The organism is Limihaloglobus sulfuriphilus, from assembly GCF_001999965.1.
GTDB classification, from domain to species: domain Bacteria; phylum Planctomycetota; class Phycisphaerae; order Sedimentisphaerales; family Sedimentisphaeraceae; genus Limihaloglobus; species Limihaloglobus sulfuriphilus.
On sequence record NZ_CP019646.1, the window covers coordinates 729236 to 753770 of the forward strand.

16 protein-coding genes are annotated in these 24535 nt (G+C 46.4%); 13 read left to right on the forward strand and 3 right to left on the reverse strand.

Annotation, left to right across the window (positions count from 1 at the left end; genetic code table 11):
* Nucleotides 1-97: 97 nt before the first annotated feature.
* From SMSP2_RS02805 to SMSP2_RS02855, 11 genes are all read left to right on the forward strand, one after another.
* Nucleotides 98-703, forward strand: a complete 606-nt coding sequence (locus SMSP2_RS02805; RefSeq protein WP_186804820.1) for a PEP-CTERM sorting domain-containing protein — start codon at nt 98-100, stop codon at nt 701-703.
* 88 nt (nt 704-791) lie between these two features.
* The gene (locus SMSP2_RS02810; protein ID WP_146682506.1) at nt 792-3065 is read left to right on the forward strand and encodes a carbohydrate binding domain-containing protein; all 2274 of its coding nucleotides are present in this window, start codon (nt 792-794) and stop codon (nt 3063-3065) included.
* A 115-nt stretch (nt 3066-3180) separates the two neighbouring features.
* Nucleotides 3181-6177, forward strand: a complete 2997-nt coding sequence (locus tag SMSP2_RS02815; RefSeq protein ID WP_186804821.1) for a GxGYxYP domain-containing protein — start codon at nt 3181-3183, stop codon at nt 6175-6177.
* Nucleotides 6178-6191: 14 nt separating this feature from the next.
* Nucleotides 6192-9197 (forward strand): GxGYxYP domain-containing protein, encoded by a 3006-nt coding sequence (locus tag SMSP2_RS02820; RefSeq protein WP_146682508.1) that lies wholly within the window; start codon nt 6192-6194, stop codon nt 9195-9197.
* 32 nt (nt 9198-9229) lie between these two features.
* The gene (locus tag SMSP2_RS02825) at nt 9230-10819 is read left to right on the forward strand and encodes a sulfatase-like hydrolase/transferase (RefSeq protein WP_146682509.1); all 1590 of its coding nucleotides are present in this window, start codon (nt 9230-9232) and stop codon (nt 10817-10819) included.
* Nucleotides 10820-10833: 14 nt separating this feature from the next.
* Complete coding sequence (locus SMSP2_RS02830) at nt 10834-11682, forward strand: type II secretion system protein (protein WP_146682510.1); 849 nt, start codon at nt 10834-10836, stop codon at nt 11680-11682.
* An 85-nt stretch (nt 11683-11767) separates the two neighbouring features.
* The gene (locus SMSP2_RS02835; RefSeq protein ID WP_146682511.1) at nt 11768-13312 is read left to right on the forward strand and encodes a sulfatase family protein; all 1545 of its coding nucleotides are present in this window, start codon (nt 11768-11770) and stop codon (nt 13310-13312) included.
* 31 nt (nt 13313-13343) lie between these two features.
* A complete protein-coding gene (locus SMSP2_RS02840) occupies nt 13344-15179 on the forward strand; it encodes an arylsulfatase (protein ID WP_146684798.1) in 1836 nt (611 codons plus the stop codon).
* Between the two features lie 73 nt (nt 15180-15252).
* Nucleotides 15253-17196 carry a GxGYxYP domain-containing protein gene (locus SMSP2_RS02845; RefSeq protein WP_146682512.1) on the forward strand — a complete coding sequence of 648 codons (1944 nt, stop codon included), beginning with the start codon at nt 15253-15255 and terminating at the stop codon, nt 17194-17196.
* A gap of 113 nt (nt 17197-17309) precedes the next feature.
* On the forward strand, nt 17310-17786 hold the full coding sequence (tsaA, locus tag SMSP2_RS02850) for a tRNA (N6-threonylcarbamoyladenosine(37)-N6)-methyltransferase TrmO (protein WP_146682513.1): 477 nt from the start codon (nt 17310-17312) through the stop codon (nt 17784-17786).
* A 26-nt stretch (nt 17787-17812) separates the two neighbouring features.
* Nucleotides 17813-18013 (forward strand): uracil-DNA glycosylase, encoded by a 201-nt coding sequence (locus SMSP2_RS02855; protein WP_146682514.1) that lies wholly within the window; start codon nt 17813-17815, stop codon nt 18011-18013.
* Between the two features lie 97 nt (nt 18014-18110).
* Here the strand turns inward: SMSP2_RS02855 and SMSP2_RS02860 are convergent, their stop codons facing one another.
* Nucleotides 18111-20288, reverse strand: a complete 2178-nt coding sequence (locus tag SMSP2_RS02860) for a right-handed parallel beta-helix repeat-containing protein (RefSeq protein WP_146682515.1) — start codon at nt 20286-20288, stop codon at nt 18111-18113.
* Between the two features lie 253 nt (nt 20289-20541).
* Nucleotides 20542-21045, reverse strand: a complete 504-nt coding sequence (locus tag SMSP2_RS02865; protein WP_146682516.1) for an endonuclease/exonuclease/phosphatase family protein — start codon at nt 21043-21045, stop codon at nt 20542-20544.
* Nucleotides 21046-21439: 394 nt separating this feature from the next.
* Here SMSP2_RS02865 and SMSP2_RS02870 point away from each other — a divergent pair, with 394 nt between their 5' ends.
* The gene (locus SMSP2_RS02870) at nt 21440-21649 is read left to right on the forward strand and encodes a hypothetical protein (RefSeq protein ID WP_146682517.1); all 210 of its coding nucleotides are present in this window, start codon (nt 21440-21442) and stop codon (nt 21647-21649) included.
* A 58-nt stretch (nt 21650-21707) separates the two neighbouring features.
* Here the strand turns inward: SMSP2_RS02870 and SMSP2_RS02875 are convergent, their stop codons facing one another.
* On the reverse strand, nt 21708-22628 hold the full coding sequence (locus SMSP2_RS02875) for an endonuclease/exonuclease/phosphatase family protein (RefSeq protein WP_186804822.1): 921 nt from the start codon (nt 22626-22628) through the stop codon (nt 21708-21710).
* A 520-nt stretch (nt 22629-23148) separates the two neighbouring features.
* Here SMSP2_RS02875 and SMSP2_RS02880 point away from each other — a divergent pair.
* Nucleotides 23149-24525 (forward strand): glycoside hydrolase family 28 protein, encoded by a 1377-nt coding sequence (locus SMSP2_RS02880; protein WP_146682519.1) that lies wholly within the window; start codon nt 23149-23151, stop codon nt 24523-24525.
* Nucleotides 24526-24535: the final 10 nt, after the last annotated feature.

The following is a 24535-nucleotide window of genomic DNA, read 5'->3' on the forward strand; positions in this document are numbered from 1 at the left end:
ATATAAATAAAAATCAAATTATAGGGAAATGTTTAAAAAGTTTTGCCGCACCGCGTTGGGCGGCAATTGTTAATATTGTTTTTTTATGGAGATTATCATGAGATTGAATGGTGCAATGTATGTTTTTATTTTAACAGCAGTATCTTTAACGGCCGCTGTCGGCGCTGCCGAACTTACTAATGGCGGATTTGAAGATGGTGATACAGACTGGCGGGCTTATGCGGCAAACGGAGCTGTTGGAAACTTCGGTCTGACGACTGATGCTTATGAGGGTAATCATGCGTTTTCATTTGAAATTACAGCTTCTCCCGCCGGCTCAGACCATGGGCTGGATAGATGGAACAGCCGTTTTTCGGCTTTTACGGATGATGTTTTAGAGATATCAGCAGCGATTAAGAAGGTTTCAAGCGATAATACAGTTCTCAGGGTGTATGTCAGCGAATGGGATTCTGACGGCTATTTGGGTGAAAGCTCTTTCTATACACTCGATAGCACAGAGGGCAGCTATACGCTTAACACGTTTAATTATTCTGTAATACACTCCGACACTACAGAATGCGACATAAAGTTCAAAATTTTTGACGAAAATGGTGAAAAGTCCACCGGACATTATTATATAGATGCAGTAACCGTCCCTGAGCCTGCAACGGCGATTATACTTATTGCCGGCTGCCTTACGGCTTTTTCTCGCCAAAAAAAGTAAATACCGGCTATGAATAAATGTTTTTTAAAAAGTTTTGCCGCACAGCGTTGGGCGGCAATTGTTAACAGTGTTTTTTATGGAGGTTACCATGAGAACCAGTAGAGTAATACAGTTTTTAATTTTAATCGCAGTATTTTTGGCAGGCGGTGCCGGTGCTGTAGAAATCACCAACGGTGATTTTGAGGACGGTTTTACCGATTGGCGGTATTTTGCCGGCAATGGAGCAGAAGCGAATTTTACAATTGTCAATGATGCCTATACAGGCAGCAGTGCTGCTTCAATCGAATTCACAGATGTTCTGCAGGGTGATGCCGGTTTGGACAGGTTTAATGCAGAGATACCAGTATCTACCGGAGATGTATTGAAAGTCAGATTCGCCGCCAAGAAAATAGGTTCAGCAAACACCAGGCTGAAGGTTTCGGTGGTGAACAAAGACGCAAACAACAGCTTTTTCGGTGTTCAGGACAACTTTTTCTTCAGACCGGTAGAAGGCAGTTATACTGAATACGAGGCTTATGCATTTATTACAGATCCCCGGACAGAATTTATCAATCTTAGTTTCAGGATTGTTGATGATTGGGGTTTACTGTATGAAGGGCAATACTATATTGACAGTGTAAGTATTACTAAAGCAGACCTGGTGTATAACGGCGGTTTCGAAGAAGGTGATTTCGGCTGGCGGGCTTATGCAGCAGGCGGAGCGGAAGGAATCTTCGGCCTGACTACGGATGCTTATGAGGGCAGCAATGCCTTTTCATTTGAGATTACCGTAGGCGGCGGCGACCATGGGCTGGATAGATGGGACAGCCGTTTCCCGGGTTCTGCGGGCGATCTTTTAGAGATATCATCAGCGGTTAAGAAGGTCTCGAGCGATAATACGTTCCTAAGGCTTATTATCGCTGAGTTTGACGCAGACGGAGCTAGATGCGACTTTGCTCTATATGACCTTGATGTCGAAGAAGGCGTTTATAAGACAAACAAGATTTACCATCAGATAACCCATCCTGATACAGTCAAATGTAATCCAATCTTCAGGATATTTGACGAAACTGGACAAAAATCTGCCGGCCACTATCTTGTTGACGCGGTAGATGTTCAAAAGCCGTTGATGGGTTTCTTTAACGGCGGCTTTGAAGAAGACTGGACCGGCTGGCGTCACTACGCCGCAACAGGTACAACGGCTGAATTCTCGATAAGCAGCGATGCCTACGAGGGAGATAAGGCTGCATTGATGGATATTACGAGCGTATCTGCCGGCAGTGACCACGGTTTAGACCGTATCAACTCTAAACTTGCTGTTTCACCGGGAGATAAAATCAGGCTCTCTTTCGCTGCTAAGAACGTTTCCGGAGATGATACCCTGCTTATGCTGGCTATGCATGAAACAGATGAGGAGCAGAATTTCATATCCTATGCCAGAGAGACGGCTTTCTTTGATCCCGGCAGCAGTTACGGAGAGTTTGATTTCTACTACACAATTCAGGATCCATCGGCTGCCTACGTCAATATAGGGTTTACAATCTATAACGGCGACGGCTCGGTTAAATCAGCAGGAACCTATTTGATCGATGCTGTTAAGCTGTATCAAGGCAATGGGCTGAATCCGGTTGACCTGAATTATGACCTTTCAGTAAACGCTGATGATATGTATGTCTTTACAGATGATTGGCTAAATGCTGATATAGCCGCTGAAGGCGAAGTAGTTACAGTCGATGATTTCGAAGGATATGCCGACCAGGCAGCTCTCGAATCAAAATGGCAGGAGTTCTACTGGGCCGGATTCAACGGCTCCAATACCAGCAGCACCGTAACACTGCTTACCGATCCTGTTGATGTTTATGAAGGCACCAGCGCCATGAGATGGGACTACGATGCTGATGATACCAGCGGTAACGATCAGGATTACACAGATATCGTGCTTACGCTTGATGAAACTATGGATCTGACAAACGGCAGTGCCATAAAGATTTATCTCAACCGTCACCCAGGCAACAGTGAAGAGAACCTTCTGTATATCAAGCTGTTTGAAGGCGCGGTTGACGTGAGCAACATTGTCGATCAAATCTGGCTGGAACGTTCAGAGGGCTCAACCTACGCTCCTACAGGCTGGACTGAGTGGAATGCAAGCCTGGATAACCTTCATACAGGCGATAAATCTGCACTGGATGCGGTTTCCGCTATTCTGATTGGATGCTGGAGCCCCGCGGCTGACGGTACCAGCGGAAGCGGCACTATAGATATCGACGGAATCAGAGTTAAATACGAAGACACTTGCGGCACTGTCCACAGAGGAGACTTTAACGGGGATTGCGTCGTAGATATGCTCGACTTTGCCGGTTTTGCAGCCAGCTGGCTCGAATAAGCACTATAATTATAACGATTATCCGCCGGCGCCGCGGCAGCGGCGCCGGCATCTAAATTTTATTAAGACAGCATAAATATTTGAGCTGTTCTTTAACTAAGAAATGTTGCTATATATGCTAAAAAAATACCAGGTTTTGATACTTATTCTCCTTTTTGCCGCTGTTACAGGTTTAAGTCAGCAGCGGCCAACTATTTATAAGTGGGATTTGCGTTTTGCCAATACCTGGTCAAGGGATTTGCAGTACGACCTGTTTCACTCCGCAGTTGCTCTGCAGGGGCTTGCAAACAGAGACGCACCCCGCGTGTTTCTCGTATTTGAAGAGGATGATCAGCTCTGGCTCGATCGGCTTGTAGAGCCGGGCGGGCTTTGTGAAGGCTGGAATATTGAGACGATTAACAACATTTCCGAATATATCAATATGTTCGCAGGTTTGGCCCAGGGTGTTGTGCTTTATGACAGCTCGCCAGAGACGGGCGTTATATCAACCAGTCTCGTCGCGACCTCTGCCGCCGCGGCCCGGGACTGCATTGCGCTTAGAAATGACCCTGACAGCGGCGTTTATAAAATGTTTGTGACTAATTCCAGCGGTGCTCGGCTTCCGATAGTTCTGGATTTGAGCGGCAAATTCACCGGCAGCGGCACAATCTGGCAAACAAGCCGCGAATCTACTGGCAGCGCCAAGTGCGATGCCTATATCTGGCTGGTAGAGAATTACATCAAAACAGGGCTGTTAGATACTACTAACATCTCTTATACACTGGATTTATGGGGAATGAAAGACGAAGTGGCTCTCGACCATACTCAGCTGCGCAACCTTGATTACGCATTCAAGAAAAAGGCCGTGTGTTTCGAGCTCTCGCCCTGGCCTGATGAAGTGCCAAACGACGACCCGACTCAACCGCTGGGAACAGATTTTGAGACTTTTAAGACTATTCTCGATGAGTGCAATATACAGAATAACTACTCTGAGATGATAAAGTTCTGCGGTTTTACTAACTGGGCATACAAATATACTGCCCGCGCGGGAGGAAGCCACGAAGGGGTTAGTACCGAATGGCAAACAGTGAGGCTTTTGTCAGCTTATAATACCTATATGGAGGCAGAAGCCCTGGGCCGTAATTTCATCAGCAACACATCTTTTTATAATGCTTTGAAACCTGCTCTTATGCAGAGGCGGTATATTCAGAATCCGCCGCCGTCATATCAGGAATTAGTTGATAAGGGGTTTATCGATTCGAGCGGCAATGTTGTAGAAAATAATTATGTAATGATATATATGGGTGACTATGATCAGGCCGCGTGGACACTTTACTGGCTTGCTGGAGACAGGTATGACGACCCTGCACGCGGCGTTGTTCCGTGCAGCTGGGCTCCTACGCCAAACACCTCCGACAGGATCGGTGTAGCTTATGATTATATGTACCGCAATAAAAGCGATAAAGACTATTTCATTGCCGGCGATTCCGGAGCCGGTTATGTTAATCCAACCCAGCTTTACGGCATAAGGTGGCCCTCTGGATACCCGGACGGGCGGGATATATGGAAAAAACACTGCCAAAAGTACTATCGTATGTTTGATTATTCGATAACAGGCTGGCTGCTTAATTCCGGCAGCGGTGATTTAAGCCTGACTGATGCTGATACTTATAAGCAATTCAGCGGCGACGGGATAGGCTTTAACAGAGATTTGGACGATCCTGTTTTGAGCGGCAATGTAGCCCTGATTGAGAGAAATGGGCCGGATCTTTACCGGGATACCATAGAAATTTCGAAATTGGGTTTACAGAGCGGCAGCGGCGTCAACTTTTCGTGGTACAGAGCAATAAATATTTACCCCCAGAATCTTAAAGACCTTGAAGAAGAGTGCCTTGAGCTTGGCTATGATTATAAATTTGTTGATGCTTATACGTTTTATTATTTGTTAAGGTATTATTTAGGCGGCAATAATAATCACCGAGTTTGCTGGAGGGGTGATGATATTCCAGATATTTTAGAAACCTCTCAAAGCCGACAGGTTCAACTTACGGTCAGAAATGACGGCTGGGATATCTGGAGCCGTCAAGACGGTTATTCATTGGTATATGCGATTGTCCCGGGCGGGCAGGAGTTAACGGCTGATGATTATAATCTGGATAAGAGAGTTTCTTTGGGTGACTCGGAGGCTGTTTCAACCGGCCAGATCGCAAATTTTGAGGTTTCTCTGGATATGCCCGAGATCGAAGGCGAATACGATTTATATTTTGATATGATTAAATTCGCAGATGCCAACCTGCTGACGAATCCGAGCTTTGAATCAGATTTTGCTGATTGGCGGACATTTGCCGTAAGCGGCTCAGAAGGAGAGTTCAGTATCAGCGGTGACAGCAGTGATGGAGATAAGGCAGTTTTGATGAATATTACCAGCGGCTCTCAGGGCGACCATGCTTTAGATCGGGACAGAAACAGGATTGCAGTTGAGTATGGAAACGCATTTAGTGTTTCGTTTGACAGTAAAAAGGCCGCGGCAGGCGAAACAAAAATACGTCTCACTGTGTCAGAGTTCAATGCAAACGGTGACTATCTGGCTAAATACGGGGCCTTTGACTTCGATCCCGACCAGAGTCAATACATGCAATGCAATTGTGAATATGAAATTCAGGATGAAAATACTAAATACATCAATATAGGTTTCAGGGTCGTTAATTACAACGGGGCAAAAACCGCCGGCAGTTATTTGATAGATAGTGTCTCTATTACAGATTCAGATTTAGATAATTCCTGCCTTGCTTTCTCGTCATATAACAATCTGCCCTGGAAAACAACTTTGCAGGTTGTCGATGATGTTTACAGCGTTGATACAGACAATGACGGTATCAGTGATGTTGTAGAGTTAGAACACGGTTTGCTGTCCTGGTATCCCCAAGACGGTGTCTGCGGAGATGTGGGATATCTACAGGCAGATACATCCGGAGATGCAGGGGTGCCGGACTGCTACGTAGATGTTAACGACTTGATAGATCTGGCCTCAATGTGGCTTACGGGATCAGCGGGTTATGACGATTTCACTGTACTTGCCAGACAATGGCTCTGGTGTAATGACCCTCAGGCAATAGAGTGTTGGCAGAATTAGTATAAAAGGTAAAAATGTACCGTAACAAACTGGTAAAATGCATATACATACTGTTTTTAGCTTTTTCTGCACAATTTTTGCAGGCTGCGGCTAAGCCGACTATTTATAAATGGGATATGAGTTTCTCAGATGGTTGGTCAAAATCTTTGCAGTATGACCTGTTTCATTCGGCAGTGGCGCTTCAGGGGCTTGCCAACAGGGAAGCACCGAGAGTTTTTCTGGTTTTTGACGAGAGAGACCAGCTCTGGCTTGATCGGCTTGTTGAACCGGGCGGGCTGTGTGAAGGCTGGAATATTGAGACGATCAACAATATATCCGAGTATATCGATATGTTCGCAGGTCTTGCCCGGGGAGTTGTGCTTTATGACAGCTCTCCTGAGACTGGAGTTATATCAACGAGTCTTGCCGCGACCTCTGCCGCCGCGGCCCGGGACTGCATTGCGCTTAGAAATGACCCGGACAGCGGCGTTTATAAGATGTTTGTGACTAATTCCAGCGGTGCCCGGCTGCCGATAGTTCTCGATTTGAGCGGCAAATTCACCGGCAGCGGCACAATCTGGCAGACCGGCCGCGAATCTACCGGCAGCGCCAAGTGTGATGCCTACATCTGGCTGGTAGAGAATTATATCAAGACAGGGATGTTAGACACCACTAACATCTCTTATACACTGGACTTGTGGGGTATGAAAGATGAAGTGGACATGAACCATACCCAGCTGCGGAACCTTGATTATGCGTTTAAGAAAAAGGCCGTATGTTTTGAGCTTTCGCCATGGGCTGATGAGGCGGCGACCGATGATCCGACTCAGCCGCTGGGAACTGACTTTGAGACTTTTAAGACTATTCTCGATGAGTGCAATATACAGAATAACTACTCTGAGATGATAAAGTTCTGCGGTTTCACTAACTGGGCCCGCAAATATACCGACAATGTGGGCGGGATTCATACCGGCGTTGAAACGGAATGGCAGCTTGTACGGCTACTCAGCGGATACAACTCGTATCAGGAAGCCGACGCGCCGGGGCTTAATTTCGTCAGTAACACATCTTTTTATAACGCGTTGAAGCCGGCACTCGAAGAGAGGGAGTATCTGCAGAATTCGCCGCCGTCTTATCAGGATTTGGTTGAGAGAGGTTTTATTGATTCGAGCGGCAATGTTGTGGATAATAACTATATCTTGATATATATGGGTGATTACGATCAGGCTTCCTGGATGCTGTACTGGCTTGCAGGCGAGAGGTATGACGACTCGGCCCGCGGCGAAGTTCCGTGCTGCTGGGCTCCTACACCAAATACTTCCGACAGGATCAGCGTTGCTTATGACTATGTCTTTCGCAATAAGAGCGACAAGGACTATTTTGTCGGCGGCAACTCCGGCGCCGGATATCTCCACCCCGGTCAGCTCTATGGTGAGAGATGGCCCTCTGGTTACGCAGACGCAAGGGATGTCTGGAAAAGGCACTGCCAAAAGTATTACCGCATGTTTGACTATTCCATAAGTTCAAGAATTCAAAACGGCAGCAGCGGCGAACTCGAGCTTGTCGATTGTGAGGTTTATAAGAGTTTCAGCGGCGACGGCATGGCTGTCAATATGCGTGATAACATTGCGGCACCTATGCTGAGCACTAATATTCCAATAATTAAAACGACTCCGACAATTTTGTACACCGACACAATCAACGCTGCCAAGCTGGGCCTTACAAGCGGCAGCGGCGTGAATTTTTCGTTGTACAGAGCAATAAATATTTATCCCCAGGATCTCAAAGACCTTGAGGAAGAATGCCGCTTGCTTGGCAACGATTACAGATTTTTAGATGCTTATAGCTTTTACTATCTGTTAAGGCACCATCTGGGCGGCTATAATACATATAGAGCTTCCTGGGCAGGTTGTGATGTTCCTGGTATTTTAGAGACTTCTCAAAACCTTCAGGTACAGGTTGCCGTCAGAAATGACGGCTGGGATCTCTGGAGCCGCCAAGACGGTTACGGCTTAATGTATGCTATTGTTCCCAGCGGAGAGGAAGTAACTGCTGATGATTTCAGGCTTGATAAAAGGGTGCTTTTGAGTTCATCAGAGACAGTAGCGACAGGAGAAACGGCTGATTTTTCAATTTCAATTGAGATGCCGAATCTCGAGGGTGAATATGATTTGTATTTCGACATGGTAGGTTATTCTGAACAGAATCTGCTGACAAATCCCGGTTTTGAATCTGATTTTGAGGGTTGGCGCACATTCGCGGTAAACGGCTCGGAGGCAGAATTCAGCATAAGCAATGATAGTTATGAAGGAGACAAGGCGGCTTTAATGAACGTTTTGGCTGCCGCTGAAGGTGACCATGCGATTGACCGCTATATAGATAAGATCGATGCCGAGTACGGAAACAGTTATGAAGTTTCTTTCGCAGCAAAAAAGGTTGGAATAAGTGATACCAGGCTTCGGCTTACAGTTTCAGAGCGTGATATAAACGGGGCGTTTTTAGGTAAATCTCAAACGTATGATTTTAATCCGAATCAAAGTGAATATGACTTGTTCAGTGTGGATTATGCGATTCAGGATTTAAACACAAAATACATCAATGCAGCTTTCAGAGTTGTTGACAGCAGCGGAGCCAAGACTGCGGGCAGCTGCTTAATAGATAATGTCGCTGTGATAAACTTAGATGAAATAAATAAATATACGTCTTTTATGCAGCGAAACAATCTGCCGTACAAGATTGATTTGAAGGTCGTTGACGATGTTTACAGTGTTGATACAGACAACGACGGCATAAGCGATGTTGTAGAATTAGAGCACGGATTACTGCCCTGGTATCCTCATGACGGCGTTTGCGGAGATGTTGGATATCTCCAGGCTGATAAGTCGGGCAAAACAGGGGCTCCGGACTGCTTCGTAGATGTTTACGACTTGGCAGATTTAGCATCTAATTGGCTCAGCGTATCTGAGGATTATCGCGATTTCGCAATACTTGCCATGCAGTGGTTATGGTGCAACGATCCTCAGACAATAGAATGCTGGTAAAATAAAACCTCTAACATAGAAAGGTAAAATTTATGAGTTATACGAAAAACACAAGACGGGAATTTATAAAAAACAGCTCTCTTGCAACAATTGCCCTGGGTTTAGGCAATCAAATAGGCACGGCAGGTGCTGCACAGAGCCGCGGCAATAGTGATAAACCCAATATACTATTTATTTTCACAGATCAGCACAGACTCTCAGCGGTCGGGGCTTACGGCGCGAAATACTGTAAAACCCCAAACATCGACAAGCTGGCAGCAAAGGGTATGTTATTTAGAAATACCTATACCAGCTGTCCAATGTGCTCGCCGGCAAGAGGTACTATTATGACAGGCAGATACGTGCACAAGCACAATATCAACGCTAATTGCGGCGAATACACCGGCAGGTTATGGGAGATTCCTGACAATAAGAATATCCTTTCCCGCAGGCTTGAATCTGCAGGTTACCAGTGCGGCTACACGGGCAAGTGGCATCTGGGTACGGACGCTAAAGACACAGCGCTGCCGACCAATCGCGGATTTATCGGCATGGACGTACCCGGTCACGGTGACGGCGGACACAGAAGCAAAGGCTACCAGGAATATCTCCGCAAGAATAACTACAAAAGAAACATGGTTCCCGGAGAGAGGCCGCATAAAATTACCGGCAGATACGGCGTAGAAAAGGGCGGCATCGAGAGCTGTGTTCCCCATTATCTCGCTGAGCACACAATTTCTCTGATAGACGATTTTTCAAAGAAAAACCAGCCGTTCTTTATATGGCACAATTTCTGGGGCCCCCATGAGCCGTATTATCCGCCGCAGGAATTCATTGATATGTACAAAGATGTTCATATCCCCGAGTGGGAGAACTTTAACTGGAAGCCGGATAATGAATTCGGCCCGCACAGAATGAAACGCCACGCTCTTGGTTCGGTTTCGCCGTGGAGCGTTTGGGAAGAAGGCCTGAAGCATTATTACGCCTTTACCACCTACATTGATTATGAAATCGGCAGACTGATGGAACATCTCGAGAACAAAGGCCTTGCGGATAATACTATTGTCATATTTTCCAGTGACCACGGCGAGACGCTTGGCAGCCATAACGGCATGGTTGACAAGGGCTGGAGCCATTTCGAGGAGATTCAGAGAGTGCCGCTGATAGTAAAAGATCCACGCATGGATAAGTCCCAGACGGGTAAAGAGGTGGATAAGCTCATTTCTCAGATCGATATTTATCCGACGATACTTGACTACGCCGGCGCTGATTATGATAAAAACATTGTTGACGGTGCATCAGTCAAACCCTTTGTCGATGGTAGAAAAGTCGAGTGGCGAGACAGCGTTATAGTTGAATTTTTCGGTATTGGCAACATGGCGACAAATATGCTGACCTGCCGCTACGAAAATTACAAATACGGCTATACATGCAGCAACAAAGATGAGCTTTATGATCTGGAAAAAGATCCGCATGAGATGACTAACCTCATAGATGACGAAAATTATGCCGATGTTGTCGAGATGATGCGTAAAAGAATATACACTTTTATGTGCCGTACTCACTATCCGGGCAGAAATTATTTCCCCGGTACGAGACTGTTCGGATACAAAAACCACATGTTGGAAAACGCAAAATTTTAATATAGAGGTGCCAAATGAATAGAAAAAAAGCATTTACTCTGATCGAACTTTTAGTTGTAATTTCGATAATAGCTCTTCTGATGTCAATCCTTATGCCTGCTCTGTCAAGAGTTCGAAAACAGGCCAAACGTACGGTCTGCGGTTCGAATCTGCATAACTGGGGGCTGGCAGTTAACGCTTATTATTCTGACAACGATTACAAAATACCATCGAGCCGAACATCCCGCGGCTCGAGAGGCGGGGCTGTCGAAGTGCCGTGCCACATGCTTGTATTCAGCGTTAAAGGCTCGCCGTGGGAGCATCAAATGAGTATGGAAAAGATGGATCCTTATCTTCCCGGATTTGATGTCAATACGCGTGAGATGTCTCCGGCATGGATCTGTCCTGAGAGCCAGGTTGATACTTCTAAGGTATTCGATCAGTACAAACAGCTCCAGGATTTGGAGCCTGAACAGAGGACTCCCTACGCAAGGGCCTGGTTCCCCGTATGCTATTCCTATTTTGCCAGGGTAGATTTGTGGCGTGATAATACGACAGAGCCGGAGGAATTAACAGCCAGAAACCTCTCTGGAGATAAACTTCTTATGGCTGATGCGGTTTATCGCTGGCATAACGGCGGCGCATGGTGGTATAATCACAGTAAAGGGCGAAGCTCAGTTCATCAGGACAAGTGGGGCGATAACGTTGAAGTTGGAGTGCCGGATATTGCGGGCACAAACCAGCTCTTCGGCGATGGTTCCGTGATTTGGAAAAATGGCTCAGAGTTTGAGCCCGAGCTGATGAATGAGTGCAGTCCGGATGTAGCCCAGGTACATGCCAACAGTAATTCGCCTACAACAAGCAGGGATACCGTCTTCTGGTAACAGCTCAACTGTGAGGCCGGCGGCAGTAAATCAGTTGAGCATTGCAGAGATTCTCTTTAAAACATATAGATTGAAAGGCTAATCAATGAGATATAATTATAAAAGCAGCGGTTTCTCCAGAAGGTCTTTTCTTAAAACCTTTACAGCGGCGGCTGTTGCGGCAGCAGCAGATTACAGTTTGGGCAGTGGTGTTCATAGTGTGATCGCAAATTCAATCGCCGCAAACGAAGGGCAAACCCCTAATATCGTGTTTATCCTTGCAGACGATCTGGGCTATTCAAGCATAAATTGTTTCGGGGCTGACAAAGAGCTCGTTCGCACTCCGCACATAGATAAACTTGCGGAGTCTGGAATACGGTTTACTAACGCTTATACACCGGCTTCAATCTGCAGCCCGACACGTTACGGCTTCGTAACAGGCAGGTATCCGTGGCGGTCTTCTATGAAGTTTGGTGTTGTTGACCCAGGTGCACCGCTGCTGCCGGATCCGTCCAGAGTCACAATTGCCGATTGGCTGAAGAACCGAGGCTATGAGACCGCGGCAATCGGGAAATGGCACCTGGGTTACGGCAGTTCGGAAAATGGCGAATTTGTTGATTTTACCGGAAAATTATCGCCGGGGCCGCTTGATCTTGGCTTTGATTATCATTTTGGTGTGCCTCAAAATCATGGTGATATGTACGGGGTATATGTCGAGAATGACGGTATTTACGGTTTGAGAAGCAGAGAGAGGCACCCGTATTCGAAGACCTTTTACGGATCTCAATACCGCGGCTACGATGCCCCGCAGAGGGTAAATAAAGACGTAATGGGTGATTTGACTGACAAGGCAGTCGAATGGCTGCGGGTGCGATCTGAAGATAAACCGTTTTTCCTTTATTTTAACCCTGTAGCCGTTCATCATCCTATCACCCCTTCAGACTATATGCGGGGGGTAAGTGACTGCGGCCCGTACGGCGACTTTATCCAGGATGTGGACTTGAGTGTTGGAAGGCTGGTTGAGGCACTTGAGTATATGAATCTTAAAGAAAATACTATCATAATATTTACCAGTGATAACGGCGGCGATATCCCCGGCGATCCTTCAAAGCCCGAGAGATACGCTCAAAGCTGCGGCCTTGAGATAAACGGTAAGCTCAAAGGCGATAAGCATACTATCTGGGAGGGCGGCTGCAAGGTGCCGTTCATCTTCTCATGGGATAAAATTAACAGAAAGGGCGCTCTGTCCAATGATATGATCAGCCTGATAGATGTTTTTGCAACTGTTTGCGAAATCACCGACGGCAAATTACCCGAATCTGAAGATACTGCTCCGGACAGCTTCAGTTTTCTCTCCTCTTTGAAAGGCCCTGCCGCCGGCTCCAGCCGCAAAGCCATGGTTATTTCAGATGTTCACGGAAGGCAGGCACTGATTGCCGGCGGTTGGAAATATATAGACGATACGCTGCCCGAAGGGCTTGCAAAAGCCAGGTCTGGTGTTGTAAAGTCCTTTAAGAAAGAGCTTTATAATTTAAAGGATGATCCTTCAGAAAGCCGCAACATCTGTGATAAACATCCTGATATTGCTGAAAAGATGTTCAGCCGGCTTGAGAAAATACGTTCTGTAAATTCATCAAGGACAGTTAATTAAGGTTAGTAATTAAATTCGAGGAATATTTAGTATGTATAGTAAGATTTCAAGAAGAGGTTTCTTAGCAGCCCTCGGCGCAGGCGCAGCAAGTCTTGCCGCGAACCCTGCATTCTCCGCTTTTTCTGTAAAAGAGAAAAAGAACAAACCGAATGTGATAATGATCTTTTCTGATGACCAGGGTTATGGAGACCTCTCGCTTACAGGCAACCCTTATCTAAAGACGCCGAATATAGATAAACTTTTCAAAGAAGGTGTAACACTCTCTGATTTCCATACTGCTCCGCTGTGTACGCCTACGCGGAGCCAGCTCTTCAGCGGACAGGATGCCTTGCGAAACGGGGGTTTCTGCTTCCAGTTTTCACGCGAGATGATCCGTCCGGATGTGCCGGTTATGCCGGAGATATTTAAGGCAAACGGATACAAAACAGCCCTTTTCGGAAAATGGCACCTTGGAGAGAATTACCCTTATCGCCCTCAAGACAGAGGCTTTGACGAAGTGGTAACCTTTGGCGGCGCTCACCTGGGGCAGACACCTAACTACTGGAATAACGATTACTGGGATGATGTTTACAGCCATAACGGCGAGTATAAAAAGTATGATGGATATTGCGATGATGTGTGGTTCCGTCTGGGAAAGGATTTTATCGAAGAATGCAGGCAGAAGGATGAGCCGTTTTTTGTGTGCCTGCCGACAAATCTGCCCCATGGCCCGACTTTTCCGCCGATGGAAGAGGCAGAACCATACGCTGATGATGTCAAGTTTGGTCAATCCCTATTTTTCGGTATGATTGCCAGGCATGATAAGAACATTGGAGATCTGGATAAATACCTCAAAGATAAAGGACTCTACGACAATACCATCGTTGTCTGGTTTGGCGACAATGGAAGCTGCGGCGGCCAGGGTGTATATAATGCGGGTTTGAGAGGTAACAAGGGCTCATACTACGAGGGCGGGCATAAATTGATATGTGCAATTCGTCACATCAAAGGGGGGCTCAGCGGCGGATATGTCGAAGAGGGGCTGACACAGGTTCAGGATTTGTTCCCGACTCTTATCGGAGCCTGCGGGCTTGGAGAATCACTTAAAACATACACTCATTTTGACGGGATGGACCTTTCTCCATTTCTCAAAGAGAGAAAGCCTCTGCCCGAGAGGATGCTCATTGTTCAATGCGCGACCAGTGTAGAGCCGAAAATGTGGCAAAGCACAGTGATGTGGAAAGAATGGAGGCTTGTTGAAGGCAAAGAACTGTACAATCTTGCTTCTGATCCGGGCCAGCAAGACAACATTGCAGATAAGCACCCCGAAATTGTCAGGCGACTTAGAAATCACTATGAACAATGGTGGAAAGAGGTTCAGCCTTACACGACAGTTGAAAGCTCGCTGCCTATACATGTGGGCAGCCGGTATGAGAATCCCGTCTGGATCACCTGTTTTGACTGGTTTGGATGCACCGGCCAGGGTTCTATAACTATGCAGCGGTCTGTCAGAAACGGCAATCCAATGTATGGATACTGGAATCTCTTTGCAGAGAGAACCGGCAGATACCGTATTAAACTGCGCCGCTGGCCGCTGGAAGTTGACGCGGCACTCAGTGACGGTCTGCCCCGTTACGATTCGCCAAAGAACGCGCAGGCAAACAAAATCATTGATCTATATCCCGAAGGCAAGGCTCTGCCGATCAAGACCGCCAGGATGAAGATTGGCGGGATAGAAAAGACTTTCGAGGTCAAAGACAAAGACAGGGAAGTGGTCTTTGAAACCAAACTGCCCAAGGGCAGGACAACCTTGCAGGGCTGGTTCCTCGACGAATCAGGCGAACAGCTGTGCGGAGCATATTACGCTCAGGTTGAGTTCCTGGGATAAGAGCGGTTTATTCGCTGACTTGAACAAGTATAAAATATTCTGGATAAACACCAACACATGAAAGGTAAATTATATGTCGATTGGAAAATTTAACTATTCGTTCAAATATATCTTTGTAACAATTCTTCTATTGATACAGATTTCCGCGGCTGAAAGTGTCAAGATCTTTGATCTGCGATATACTCTCGATTGGGATTACAGTAAAGAAGATATCCGCAGCGATGTCTGGGACAACTGCCACAGTGTCGCGGCGTTACAGGGCATTTTGAATAGAGACAAGCCGACTTTGTATTTGCGGTATGTTGATTCGCGGCGTAAAGATATAAACATCGATAATTACTGGCTTGAAAAGGCAACAGCAGACGGCGGCTGGCTTGACGATGTCGAATTTGAACAGGTTGGTGATATAGAAGAGCTGTTTAGAATGTTTAAAAACAGGGTCAACGGTCTGGTTGTTTATGATGGAAATGTCGCGGCGACGAGCAATGTCGCATCTTCTGTTGCCGGGGCAGATAATCTGATACCTGTCCGCTATGATAAATCTGAGGGCAGTCTGTACTCGGTTCTAACTGATAAGATCGGCTTTAAAGTTAAGGTATGGCTGGTCAAGCCCAACGGGGATTCTTTGTTTGACAAGCAAGGGCTTATTCCCGGAACAGACCGTTATACTACCGGTTCGGCGAAATGTGATGCCTATATATGGCTCAAAGAACATTATCTCAAGACTGGAAAGCTCAATCCCGCTTTTGGAGCGTATTATATTGATTACTTCTGGACTAGCAAATTAGCCAGTATTCCCAAAAACCACCACAATCTGACTAATCATGACTATTTTGTGAGCAATAAAGCGTGGTTTTTTGATCTGAATGTCTGGGCAGATGAGGCTCCAAACGACGATCCCGGTCAAATTGAGGGCACAGACAGGCGGACGTTATGCGAGCTGCTGCTGCTCTGTAATCAGCTCCTTGATGAAAAAGAAATGATTTATGTAGGCGGATTCCCGCCATGGGCTCATAAGTACACAAAGAGTGCCGGCTGCCGCCATGGCGATGTATCGACTGAATGGGAATACGCTTATATACTCAGCGGCTACAACGCATACAAGGATGCCGATGCCATCGGTTTTGGAGCTATGGCAAACGCCTCGTTCTGGCAGCATTACAACTTAAAAGACAAATATCCTCAGAAATGGGTATCGCATGAAGAGCTTCTGGAGAGAGGTTATCTCACGAAAGACGGCAGGGTGAACTTCGATGGGCGTGAATTTATTATATTTTATGTAGGCGATTATGATGCCGCGTCATGGCTGTATCAGCGCACGGCTGATATCTGGGACGATGAAAACCGGGGCAAGGTGCCTATGATGTGGAGCATAAGTCCCGTTCTTGCCAGGCGAGCACCTATGGCAATGGAGTATCTGCGTGAAACAGCCACGGATAACGATTATTTCGTCGCGGCTGATAACGGTGCCGGTTATCTAAACCCGGGTGCATTGAAATATTCAAAATGGAATGCGGAGGGACGGCCTGTTTCGGGATTGAAAGACGGCACGGAACTCTGGCAGCAGCACTGTAAAAAGTATTACGACAAGTGGGGTTTAACCATAACAGGCTTTATTATTGATGGATACGCCAATCCTATGGATTCAGCGCTCTATGAATGCTATGAAAGTTTCAGCCCAAATGGTATTGTTCCCGCTAAGGCTCCAATAAGCTGCTTGTTTGGCGATATGCCGGTACTTCGAAGCGACTACGATGTAAACAGCTCAGACCCTGCCCAGGCCGCTGAACTGGTGATGGAACGGATTGCAGCAAGAAGTATTCCTTTTCACTGGTTCCGTAATATCTTGAAAACTCCGACCTGGTATGTGCAGGTAAACAACGAAATACAAAAGCAGAGCGAAGGCAAGGTCGAATTGCTTGATGCTCCGACTTTTTTCGAACTGCTTAGAATATATATGAAAAATAATACTGACGCAGCTGAAGGCCGCTACCCTTATTTTGAAAGCATGTGGTAGTAAACATTTATAGAAGCATTTACAATTTTCAAATTATTACTATTATTTATGTATGGTGTCTGGTTTATATAACTATGGCGAATCATTAACTCTAAATAAATAACAGGTATATAATGGAAAAAATATGTTTTAGCCCGATAGGCGTTATACATTCTCAGTTTACGGAAGCTAAGGGGATTCCCCGCCAGTCAGTCGGTGCTCAGCATTTACAGGCAGAGATTGAAATATTCGATGAATTTGCCGAGGGGCTTGCAGATCTTGACGGTTTCAGCCACATTGTCGTGGTGTTTAATCTGCACAGGGTGGAGCATCCATCTCTGACGGCCTGCCCGCCGTGGGACGGCCGGAAGCACGGCGTTTTTGCCACCCGCAGCCCTCACCGGCCTAACCCGATCGGCATATCAACCGTAAAGCTCGAGGAAATAAGTGGTTCCACGCTAACCATATCCGGCGTTGACATGGCAGACGGCAGCCCTGTTCTGGATATAAAGCCTTATGTTCCTGATCTTAATCCAGCGGGTGATATAAGACTGGGCTGGCTTGAAGACAAAATAGACGGCATGAACATGAGCAAATCCGGCGACCGTTGAGAAGGAAAGATTCTTGAGGTTTTATTATGAGCTGTAAATGGTATAACCTATGTCCTCTCAGAAGATATGAAAGACAGGGCAGAATCAGCGGCTTCTGGGCAGACAATTACTGCAAAGCCGCCGAGAACTGGAAAAACTGTAAAAGATTTCAGCAGTCGCAAAACGGCGTTTACCATCCAGATAATATGATGCCCGACGGTACTATTGACGAATCACTCGATAATTGAGAATCAGTGATTGCGGTTTTACGTGTACAAAAAAACATCGCTGCTGACATAATGTCCGCAAAGTAAAAGCCGTGTTTTGTGATATCATCGGCTTATATTATTCCGAGGCTTCTTGTCCAAGCAGCCAGTGTTTGCCAATCTCTGCAACATCTTTGAAATCAACCCTGCCGTCGTGATTAACGTCCGGATTTCTGTCTTCCGGTATCTCATTATATTCTGGGTTGAGGATATGCCACAGCACACTTTTGCTCGCCTGACGGGTATTTCCGTAGGCTCCCATGTTGACGCGGTAACCGTTGGGGCGTGGTTCTCTTCTGAATGGATCGTCCGTGTCACCGGCATCTATGCTCGGGCTGTGAACATCGTCCTTTACCCAGTAACCGGGTTTTGTCATAGCATCGGGTTCAAGAACGGGGCTTTCAACATAACGTCCTGTGAGCGATTTTAGATGGTAATCAGGTTCGGGCAGCTCGGGATTTGCAAACAGCGGCTTTTCGTCTATGTTTCCGGCAGCGTCACAGATATTGATATTCTCTATATCTGCCGCACCACCAATGTATTCGGTCAGGTCGTAATTAGCCGAGTCAGGGTCTTCGGGCAGATACATAAGGCTGTTGGGGTAGCCGCCCTGAACATTGGAGAAAGTTACCGGACACTTGCACGGGGCTTTATAGATTATAATCTGCGTCGGTTTGTTGTGCCACACTATGCAGTTTCTGACGTAAATATCCGTGCCGTTTGCATGTATCCCCGAGCCCGGGTAGATCGGCATCGGGTAGAGCAGCTGATTGTGAGCAATGGTGCAGTTCTTCACCAGCAGATAGGTGTGGCAGCATTCCGGGCAGTCCGTAACGGCGGGGTTCTCATATGAGTCCCTTTCTGTGTAGATGCCGGCGCCGCAGTTGGCTTGGTTGTTCCAGATCAGGGAATTTTCCACGGCCATTCTTGAGCCCGGGCCGCAGTATATTCCACCGCCGGCAATGCTGCCGCCGGCGCCGTTGCCGGATATATCGCATCTGTTTATCCTGGCTGAACTTCTGCGGGTGTATATGCCGCCGCCTCCGCTGTTGTAGTAGCCCATGTTGTATTTTATCTCACAGTTGAAAATGCTTGCATTGCTGTGGCGTATCATACCGATAGCGCCGCCGCGTCCGCCGGATTCACACGGCCCGTATCCGCCGGCACGGCAGCCTTGAATATTGCAGTTCTCTATCACCGGATTAGCTCCGACACAGCCGATGCCGCCGCCAAGTTCTGTGCCGCAATTCATTATTCTGCAATTTCTTATCGTCGGACTTGCAAACTCGCAGTTGATGCCTGCTCCTATTGGATGGCTCGGATCAAGATTCCACCGCATGTTGTCGGCGGGGATTTCACTTCCGTGTATGATGCCGTTCTGGATTGTGAAACCTTCTATCACAGTGTCGCGGCGCTCTGCCTGATGCAGATAGAACCCTCTGCTGTTGAAGGTTTCAGCGTTTATAGATATGCCGCCGCACTCGATAATGGTTCTCAGCGGCCCCTTAGCGCTTCGGACGGTGATTGCCTTTCCCAGAAGCTCGATATTTGTGTTACCCTCGCCTGTGTATGTGCCCGGCTCAACTTCGACAGTGTCACCGTTTGCAGATGCATTTACGGCGTCCTGAATAGTGGGGTATTCAGAAGGAACAAGCAGCACATCGGGCTCTGGTTCATAGGATTTGAGTATCACCTCCAGATTGTCAATCACAGCTTTTTGGCCGGAAAGTGAAACGTAACATGTTCCCTGCTCGGATCCTAATGGTATTTCCTGGTGCCCGGATTTAAGAGGCACCGGCAGGCTCCAGTATTTGCCGTCCGGCGATATTGAGTAGCTAAAAGAACCGCCTTCCTCCGCGGAGATAATCTCCGTCTCTCTGGCAAGCTTCAGGTCAAATTCCAGTTTGCCTTTAAGCGGCATCATCTGCTGAGCTGATATGACCGGGAAGCAGTAGTTCAAATGGGCGGGTTTGCCTTTGAAACCGTTGAACAAAAGACCCGGCGGCCCGGAAGGCGGTATTCCGTATCTGCTCGAATACACGAGGTAAGGCTCTGCCGGCGGAAATGCGTTCTCCGGCCAGAATACTGAATGGTCGTAACTGTCGGTTCTGGCCTTGTGTGTGCTGAAATCATCATCGTATGTGTAAATCCAGAGGTCTTTGTATTCAGCATTCGCGTCAAGACAAAAACCGGCTTCTAAAATTGCCAAAATAAAAGCAAATAAAGCCGTTTTGGCGCAAATCTTTACGAATTTCATGGTTATATCTCCTCCTGAATTAAATAACACGAAATGATTGTGCTTATTAAAATATAATAGAGCACTTTTAAAAGTAACCTATAATATATTATACGACCTGAGAACAGCAGTATCAAATTATTTTATGATAAATATTTGACAGCGGCTGTAAGCTCACTTAAGACTCGATTTTAACTGCTGATATTTTGTGAGGTTAACTCGAGAATTCACCGAAGAAAATATATTATTCTCTTCATTTCCGGTGAAAGAACGATCATTTGTTATTCAACCGGATTTGAGCCGTCACAGGGTAATGGTCTGAAGGGTAGCGGCCGTCTTTGTTGGTGTGGAGTATATCTGCTGATTTGGTTTGAGTTTGCGGTGAGACAAAGATGTAGTCTATTTTGTCTCCATCGATTTTTCCAGTGAATCCGCCGAAAGTGCCGACAATTTCTTCCTCCGGGTGGATTTGCCTGAATGTGTCTGCCATTGGCAGCGGATTAGAACGGCCGTCTATCTGCGCTGAGCCTTTAAGGTACTGAATCGCCAAATTGTTTTCGCCGGCATTGAAATCGCCCATCAGTATAAACATATCTTGGGGGTGCTGCCGTGAGGCGATCTTTTCTGTCACCTGGAGCACGCTTTTCTCACGGGAAAGCTGGCCTACGTGGTCGAGGTGCAGGTTATACACGTAGAATCCTCTGCCGCGGCGGTCAAGCAGCCGCACCCAGGTACATATCCTTGAACAGGCATTACCCCATGTAATAGAGCCGGGCACAGATGGCGTGTCAGGAATGAGAGAAATAAAGGACCGCGGGACCTTTTATTTAAATACGTATAATACGGGAAAACGAAACGGGGTGAAGTCTCTTTTTAATAAACCTTCAACATAAGCCCTTTGGCATAATTTGTTTATGTTTCACCGTCATCTGAATTTTGATTTTATTATCTGAGAAAACATCTTGCGGATTGCTGTAAACCTGCTATAATAATAATGATAGATAATAAAGCTCTTTGACATACTCATATATACGCAGACTCACAGGTACTTGCGAAGCATGAGCACAGGGTCATACTTACCGGAACAATAACTACACTGAGACCGTACGCATTATAAGTGCCAGGAAAGCCACAAAAAGAGAAAAAGATACATATTTAAGCAGGCTGTCAAAATGAAAAAAGAATACGATTTCACCAATGCAGAACAAGGTAAATTTTACACGCCGATCGAGGAACTGGATATCCCTATATATCTTGACAGGGATAACAGAGAATTTTTACTCAAGCATATTCGGGATAAATCAGAAAACCTGTCATTGAACCAGATAGTAAACTCGCTTATCAAACAGGACATTGAAATTTCCAGAAAACTGACTTTTTAGGAGAACGTAAGGGGAGAAGTCTCTTTTTAACATCGCTGCATTTTCAGCAGAATTTCCATCATTTATTATTCAACCGGATTTGAGCCGTCACAGGGTAATGGTCTGAAGGGTAGCGGCCGTCTTTGTTGGTGTGGAGTATATCTGCTGATTTGGTTTGAGTTTGCGGTGAGACAAAGATGTAGTCTATTTTGTCTCCATCGATTTTTCCAGTGAATCCGCCGAAAGTGCCGACAATTTCTTCCTCCGGGTGGATTTGCCTGAATGTGTCTGCCATTGGCAGCGGATTAGAACGGCCGTCTATCTGCGCTGAGCCTTTAAGGTACTGAATCGCCAAATTGTTTTCGCCGGCATTGAAATCGCCCATCAGTATAAACATATCTTGGGGGTGCTGCCGTGAGGCGATCTTTTCTGTCACCTGGAGCACGCTTTTCTCACGGGAAAGCTGGCCTACGTGGTCGAGGTGCAGGTTATACACGTAGAATCCTCTGCCGCGGCGGTCAAGCAGCCGCACCCAGGTACATATCCTTGAACAGGCATTACCCCATGTAATAGAGCCGGGCACAGATGGCGTGTCAGAGAGCCAGAATGTGCCGGACTCTGCTTTCGTGAATATGTCTCTGCGGTACAAAACAGGGCAGAACTCACCTGCCTTCTTACCATCATTTCTACCGACACCTACGAAAGCATAATCAGGGTTGGCGGCAATAATAGTATCTATCTGATAATTTAGAGCTTCCTGCAGTCCGGCAATGTCCGGCTTTTGTTCACCTATAAAATCACAAACCATATCTTTGCGGTTTGGCCAGCTGTTTTCGCCGTCGTCCGCGTCGCCGTAGCGGATATTGAAGCTCATTACATTGAGAGTTTTCTTGTGGTTATCCGTAGAGGTTTGGCTGTTTGTTTCGTACCGGCAGGAAACAAGGCCTAAGGTAAGCATGAAAAGGCACAGACTTGAAATAATGAATCGTGAATTCTGCATTTTATTAGTTCCTTGCATTTCTAATAATAAAAGTTTCACTATTAAATTAACATCTCGGGACTGAATGTCAAGCGTTGAAGTTGAGTGCTTACGCCAAGACCGTAGAGTAAATTCACGAATTTGCTCCAAACGAAGTGTAACAACACAATACCGTATAAACGTTTTTTTGCTGTGAGGTGTATAAAATTCCTGCCGGTTATCAGGCGGCTTATCCGTCACAAGGCTGCCGTGATAACCACTCGTTTACACTCGCGGCTCTGATGTTGTAAATGCCGACTGTGTGTCATTTTTGATACCCAGCGGCGGTTTTGAGAAAATTGTAAAACTTAACGGATTGTCTCCATTTGCCGGCTGCATGTCAAGCAGGCAAAACGAATCAGGTTGGCAAATTTAAATAATTGTTCAGATTTAATTCTTGTAAAGAGTGCTTTGTATTTGTTACAATCCGTGTGTGAATGGTTTTTAATATATTGTGTTCTCGAAATGCGGCTTCGCCGAAGCAGATATGAAAGGAATCTCAATGGCTATTTTTAACAAGATCGGCAAATCGGTACTTATTGGAATCTTTGTTGGCTGTGCTTCTGCATGGGCAGAGCCTTCGAGGGTGTTTGATGTTACTTGGTTCGGCGCAGTTGGAGACGGGCAGAGCAGCAATACCGCCGCGTTTCAGGCAGCCATTGATGCCTGCGGTGAAGATGGAACCGTGCGGATTAACTCCGGTAAATATGTTACCGGAACGATAAAATTAAAAAGCGGGGTTGAGTTAAATATCGGCAAAGGTGCGGTCATACATGGCAGCACTGATTTGAACGATTATGCCCGGGATGTGTTCGGATCCGTCGAGGCGCCTGCGTTCAGCAAATGTCTGATTTTCGCGGAAAATGCGGAGAATATTAAAATTACAGGTTCGGGTACCATAAACGGTAACGGATCAGAAGAGAATTTTCCGGTTAAGCTCGGCTCGGAGCTTGGTGAAAGGCCGATGCTGATCAGGTTTGTAAATTGCAGAAATGTTACCTTCTCAGATGTCACGCTGAAAGACAGTGCTTCTTGGTGTACGCATCTGGTAAACTGCGATGACGTGATTATAAATGGGGTTAAGATAAACAGCCGCGTAAATTTTAACAATGACGGTTTCGACCTTGACGGCTGCCGGAATGTGGTAATCGAAAATTGCGATATACGCACCGGTGATGATTCAATCTGCCCAAAAAGCACAACACTGCGAGCGGCAGAGAATATCACAGTGAGAAACTGCCGCGTTTCCAGCGGCACGGCGGCTTTTAAGTGCGGGACGTCATCGCGGGGCGGCTTTAGAAATATAAACGTCGATAATTGCCTTTTTTATGACTGCGGCATGGGTGCGGTTAAACTTCTGATGGTTGACGGCGGCGTTCTTGAGGATATCAACATCTCAAATGTTACAATGGATAACGTTGAAGGGCCGTTTTTTATTCGTCTTGGTAACAGGGGCCGCAAATACGACAGCCCCACCGAACAGGTATATTCGCAGGACGCACGTCCGGAAGGCGCAGAGGTTGGAATATTGCGAAATGTCTGTATAAGCAATATAAAAGCCGCTGTAAGGGGCGATGATAAAACCCGCCAGGGGATTATGATATCCGGAATCCCCGGACATAATATCAGCGGCATAACGTTCGAAAATATAGATATATCATTTACGGGCAACGGGACCGAAAAAGATGCGCAAAGAATTGTCCTCGAAGACATTGCCCGCTATCCGGAACAGTTCTTTTTCGGCGTTCTGCCTTCATGGGCTATGTACATTCGCCACGTTGACGGGATTTTGCTCAAGAATGTTAATTTTTCTCTTATAAATCCGGACAAAAGACCCAGAATCGTTGCAGAGGATGTCGAAAACTTGCGGATTTACTAACAGCCGCTTG

What these genes read in the sequence shown, in the direction of transcription:
- SMSP2_RS02855 (WP_146682514.1), top strand. Translation starts at nt 17,813, where the DNA reads ATGAGCTGTAAATGGTATAACCTATGTCCTCTCAGAAGATATGAAAGA.
- SMSP2_RS02875 (WP_186804822.1), bottom strand. Translation starts at nt 22,628, where the DNA reads ATGCAGAATTCACGATTCATTATTTCAAGTCTGTGCCTTTTCATGCTT.
- SMSP2_RS02880 (WP_146682519.1), top strand. Translation starts at nt 23,149, where the DNA reads ATGGCTATTTTTAACAAGATCGGCAAATCGGTACTTATTGGAATCTTT.
- SMSP2_RS02830 (WP_146682510.1), top strand. Translation starts at nt 10,834, where the DNA reads ATGAATAGAAAAAAAGCATTTACTCTGATCGAACTTTTAGTTGTAATT.
- SMSP2_RS02810 (WP_146682506.1), top strand. Translation starts at nt 792, where the DNA reads ATGAGAACCAGTAGAGTAATACAGTTTTTAATTTTAATCGCAGTATTT.
- SMSP2_RS02815 (WP_186804821.1), top strand. Translation starts at nt 3,181, where the DNA reads ATGCTAAAAAAATACCAGGTTTTGATACTTATTCTCCTTTTTGCCGCT.
- SMSP2_RS02860 (WP_146682515.1), bottom strand. Translation starts at nt 20,288, where the DNA reads ATGAAATTCGTAAAGATTTGCGCCAAAACGGCTTTATTTGCTTTTATT.
- SMSP2_RS02820 (WP_146682508.1), top strand. Translation starts at nt 6,192, where the DNA reads ATGTACCGTAACAAACTGGTAAAATGCATATACATACTGTTTTTAGCT.
- SMSP2_RS02835 (WP_146682511.1), top strand. Translation starts at nt 11,768, where the DNA reads ATGAGATATAATTATAAAAGCAGCGGTTTCTCCAGAAGGTCTTTTCTT.
- SMSP2_RS02845 (WP_146682512.1), top strand. Translation starts at nt 15,253, where the DNA reads ATGTCGATTGGAAAATTTAACTATTCGTTCAAATATATCTTTGTAACA.
- tsaA (WP_146682513.1), top strand. Translation starts at nt 17,310, where the DNA reads ATGGAAAAAATATGTTTTAGCCCGATAGGCGTTATACATTCTCAGTTT.
- SMSP2_RS02805 (WP_186804820.1), top strand. Translation starts at nt 98, where the DNA reads ATGAGATTGAATGGTGCAATGTATGTTTTTATTTTAACAGCAGTATCT.
- SMSP2_RS02870 (WP_146682517.1), top strand. Translation starts at nt 21,440, where the DNA reads ATGAAAAAAGAATACGATTTCACCAATGCAGAACAAGGTAAATTTTAC.
- SMSP2_RS02825 (WP_146682509.1), top strand. Translation starts at nt 9,230, where the DNA reads ATGAGTTATACGAAAAACACAAGACGGGAATTTATAAAAAACAGCTCT.
- SMSP2_RS02840 (WP_146684798.1), top strand. Translation starts at nt 13,344, where the DNA reads ATGTATAGTAAGATTTCAAGAAGAGGTTTCTTAGCAGCCCTCGGCGCA.